General features: G+C 49.3%; 3 protein-coding genes. 2 read left to right on the top strand and 1 reads right to left on the bottom strand.

All coding sequences use genetic code 11. From position 1 onward, the window contains the following. The first annotated feature begins 4 nt into the window (after window positions 1-4). Entirely contained in the window at window positions 5-1,654 is a 1,650-nt protein-coding gene (locus ACLFWI_RS28570; RefSeq protein ID WP_446415744.1) for a SpoIID/LytB domain-containing protein, read from the top strand. A 330-nt stretch (window positions 1,655-1,984) separates the two neighbouring features. Here ACLFWI_RS28570 and ACLFWI_RS28565 read toward each other — a convergent pair whose 3' ends face one another. After that, window positions 1,985-2,125, bottom strand: a complete 141-nt coding sequence (locus tag ACLFWI_RS28565; protein ID WP_446415743.1) for a hypothetical protein — start codon at window positions 2,123-2,125, stop codon at window positions 1,985-1,987. Between the two features lie 56 nt (window positions 2,126-2,181). Here ACLFWI_RS28565 and ACLFWI_RS28560 point away from each other — a divergent pair, with 56 nt between their 5' ends. Continuing rightward, window positions 2,182-3,336, top strand: coding sequence for an FHA domain-containing protein (locus ACLFWI_RS28560; protein ID WP_446415742.1), 1,155 nt, complete (start codon window positions 2,182-2,184; stop codon window positions 3,334-3,336). Window positions 3,337-3,390 lie beyond the last annotated feature (54 nt).

Raw genomic sequence — 3,390 nt, 5'->3', positions numbered from 1 at the left:
TATCATGCAGACCAAAAACTCTTCCCTAATCCCCAATCATAAATCCCCAATCCCCAATGTCCTGAAAGCCTGTGCGATCGCGTTATGTTTTTGGGGACTCTCTGGAAGTAAGCCAGCTCAAGCGGAGGATGTAAATCTGAAAGTGGGTGTGGTGCAGCGGTTTGGCTCAGAACCCACCGACGAACTGACCCTAAAAGCGACACCTGGGGATAGCTTGAGTTTGCGGTTTTTGGCAGGGAATATGCAACCCCAAACCCTGGAAACCGATCAGGTGACGCTGGAAGTGGCGACGCAACCCTTATCCCAACCCGTTTTAGCTGAACATTTAGTCCTCAGCGATCACGCCACCTTTGAAACCGCCGAAGATGCGGCGGATCAGTGGCGTTCACGGGGGATTCAGGTGGAAGTGGCGCAGCCGGAACGCTGGCAAGTTTGGGCAAAACGGGATGTCTATCAGACGCCCCTGCTGCGACGCCTGTTGCTGCAAAGTCTCCAAGCTCAAGGCTATAACACAGTTAGACTAGAAAGTCAAGTCCTTCCCCAAGTGCCGCGAGTTTCGTTTGTGGTGGATGGCTATCGGTATAGTCGTCAGTGGATAGAGATTGATTCGGAGAATGATTTAATCCAGGTGATTCGCGGTGAAGATAAGCGCAACCCGCGACTGTATGCAGGAAGTCTGAAAATCCAGCCCAATGCTTATGGGACTTACAGCCTGGTTAATCACGTTCCCTTAGAAACCTATCTGCGTGGTGTTGTCCCCCATGAAATTGGACCAGGGGCACCCTATGCAGCAGTAGAAGCACAAACCATTATTGCTCGCACCTACGCCCTCCGCAATCTGCGTCGATTTACAGCAGACAATTACCAACTCTGTGCAAATACCCATTGCCAAGTCTATCGCGGACTCACAGGAACCGTTCCCACAGCGGATCGCGCGATCGCCAAAACTCAGGGGCTAGTCTTAACTTATAATAATCAGCTCGTAGACGCCTTATATTCCTCCACCTCTGGCGGTGTCACCGCGCCCTTTAGTGATTCCTGGAACGGATCAGAACGTCCTTACTTAAAAGCCGTGGTTGACTCGCCTAAACCGATTTGGGATTTATCTGAGAAGCCTTTAGGGAATGAACAAAACCTCCGCGAATTCATTAACTTGAAAGAAGGGTTCAATGAAAGTGGCAGATCTCCCTTCCGATGGCGGGTAGAAAACTCCCTGGAACAAATTCAGAAAGATTTGCGGCGCTATTTGGAACGAATCAAACATCCGCTAGCCGAGTTTACCACCATACAACAAATGCAAGTCGTCAAGCGATCGCCCGCCGGACGCATCCTCCAGCTTAATGTGCAAACAGATAAGGGTGTGGTTGAACTACAGAAAAATGAAATCCGTAGCGCCTTTTATCCACCTCGCAGTACCCTCTTTTACCTTGAACCGCTTTACGGTAGCAATAAAGAGGATAAAACCCTCAAAGGCTATGCCTATGTCGGCGGCGGCTTTGGACATGGCGTTGGTTTGAGCCAATATGGTTCCTATAACTTAGCAAATCTCGGTTGGTCAGGGGAGGACATTCTCTCATTTTACTATCCGGGAACCCACGTTCAACCCTTAAGTGATTCCATTGTTTTTTGGCAAGAACCCGGCAATAGCAAATAAATATCCTATCCGGTTGAATCCGGTTTGCCTCCTGCAAGCGATCGCGGACTATTCTTGCTGAATTAAGATAAATATTGTAGGGGCGAGTCGCTGCACAACTATGGCGGTGTGAGAATTAACCTGTCTCGACTCGCCCTTTTCTTGTATGTACGCAGGTCAGATAATTAGAGGTTGGGATTGTGGTGAAGATAGGGAAAGGAGAACAGGGAATAGAGAACGGTAAACGGTTGTAGTGCGTTTAGCGAAGCCATGCCGCAGGCTTTGCATCTCGCTCGCTATTTTGTATTAGTTTTTAATGACCGATATCCTCTGGAGGGCGACCCGATCCAATTAATGGCTGGGCGGTGTAAATTGTGTGCGGCGGGTCGCCCCGACAATGTTTTCTGGTAACAGGCGATACTCAGCGGGGAGCGAACCCGAAACCGAACGGCTACCCATCCCGTCATCATTGCCATGCCGGAATCCAGCCAAGCTTTGTTAGTCTAAAAATACATAACCTGCCATTCCTCTTATCTCACTCACCGCTCATGTCTAGTACCACTTCCCCCCTTATCCAAACGCTAAACCCAGAACGCTGGGTTGGGTGGAGTATGGACTTTATCGGCGCAGGTTATACAGGTTTGTTGGTCAAAAATGGGAAACTTGTCCGCAAATTGAAACCGGGGCGTCATTTCAGCTTCGCTTTACCCCTTCTCGAACAATGTGAACTGGTTCTGGTTGATAGCAAGATTCGCAACCTGGAAATCGTCTCCCAAGGAGATTTCTTATCCCGTGATCAATATTTGATTAATATCTCTCTCAACGTCATGTACCAAGTCGTGGATGCGAGACGGGTAGCCCTGGAACTCTCCGATCCCATTGCAGCGCTGACGAGTGCGGTAAAAGATAGTTTAGGGGTAGCAGTGGGTCAATTGCGGATGGAACAATTAGTTAACCAGGGACGAGTCCATATCCGCCAGTATCTGCTTGACCATGCCGAGGTATCCTATTCCCTAGGCTTTGCCCTAGAAGACGTGCGAGTCAGTGATATCAACTTCCCGCAGACGAGGGGAATCATTCGTCAAGTCGAAGGAATGAGTGCGCGACAGGAAGCGGAACACGAAGCCGCCTTAAAGATGCAAATCGCCGAAGCAAATCGTCCGGTTATCCCCCCACCGCCTATACAGCACGTTAATATTGTTGCACCACAGTCCCCGAATGGGAACCCTCCCGCTTTGGGTACTTCTCCTCAACCAAATTCCTTACCCAGCGCCGGAGAATCCCCAGCCAATTTACCTGTAAGAGATAAACCCGTATTAGCGCCCACGATAATTGCCCAACCTGCTAGTGGAGTACAGGCGCGTCTAATCCACAATGCATCGGGTGCAACGTTCAATTTATCCGCCAGCACCTGCACGATTGGACGAGAACCAAGTAATACTTTGGTTCTGGATGATGGGTTAAGTTCCCGCTATCATGCTCAGATTAACCAATCCAGAGATGCTCAGGGTCAAATCCAATACCAGTTAATTGATGTGGGTAGTTCTAATGGTACATTTGTCAACGGACAACGGCTTACTCCCCATCAGCCTTGTACATTAACACCCGGTAATATTATCCGCATTGGCAATCAAGAATGGACGTTTAGCCGCCCTCACCCCCCAGCCCCCTCTCCCAAGTCTGGGAGAGGGGGAGTTGGATAAACAAAACAATCAAATCTTGCACTCCATGTTACCCTAAACTGTCATGCATTTAAA

The organism is Coleofasciculus sp., assembly GCF_046539235.1.
GTDB lineage: Bacteria > Cyanobacteriota > Cyanobacteriia > Cyanobacteriales > Coleofasciculaceae > Coleofasciculus.
The sequence above is the reverse complement of the archived record's forward strand: the minus strand, read 5'-3'. Positions and strand labels throughout refer to the sequence as shown.